Consider the following 1,044-nt stretch of genomic DNA (forward strand, 5'->3'; position numbering starts at 1 on the left):
GGCGTGAAAGGCGGAACAGGCGTGAAAGGCGGAACAGATATGACTTATATATGAAAAACAAACCAGTAACAAGAGTGTTTCAAGGAAAAGAAGTAATTTTTGGGGTTAACATATATGTGGGAAAAGAGGGGTTTACCTAGGACCGAATGGWGYTTGTAAAAATAATMATTATGAAGATGATTACGAATTCAATGTTGACYYTTTRTCATYGGTRGAGATGATAGCTGTGTGGTKAGTACGAAACAGCAAGCAACCACCTATACAATATGAATAGAGGAGAGGAACGCCTTATGAAAACACGTAGCCAAATTAAATTTGCAAGTCTTGCCCTTTTAATAGCTGGAAGTGCCCTGTTATACACAACGCCAACYTCAATTGTAAAAGCAGAGCCCACTCAAAATGTATCTAGTTCGTTACAAACAARYACTCAAAGAGATCGTACTTCCGTTAAGCAAGCAATGCGGGATACATTGCAACTTGGATACCCGGGGATACTTGCTAAAACTTCCGAGGGTGGAAAAACGTGGRGTTATGCCGCTGGGRTAGCGGATCTGAGWASCAAGMAACCAATGAAAACAGATTTTCGCTTTCGCATTGGCAGTGTGACGAAGACGTTCACGGCAACGGTTTTACTTCAATTAGCTGGAGAGAACCGCCTGAATCTAGACGACTCCATCGAAAAATGGTTGCCTGGTGTCATTCAAGGAAATGGATATGATGCTAAACAGATTACTATCCGTCAGATGTTGAACCATACAAGTGGTATCGCTGAATACTCAAGGTCAAAAGAAGCTGATTTTACGCATACAAAAAGATTGTATACCGCTGAAGAGCTAGTGAAGATTGGACTTTCGATGCCCCCAGACTTTGCCCCAGGAAAGGGCTGGTCTTATTCAAACACAGGATACGTATTACTGGGTATCCTTATTGAAAAAGTAACCGGAAACAGTTATGCGGAAGAGATTGAAAATCGGATTATTGAACCGCTTGAATTGTCGAATACATTCCTACCTGGCAATTCAAGCGTTATTCCAGGCACTAAGC

1 protein-coding gene is annotated in these 1,044 nt (G+C 41.7%); it reads left to right on the forward strand.

Going from position 1 to position 1,044, the window contains the following annotated elements; translation table 11 throughout:
* Positions 1 to 290: 290 nt before the first annotated feature.
* Positions 291 to 1,044 (forward strand): serine hydrolase domain-containing protein (locus AC1DJR_RS31160; protein WP_477004382.1); only part of this gene is annotated, 754 nt, incomplete at its 3' end.

This window comes from Bacillus sp. 05T31 (assembly GCF_056396725.1).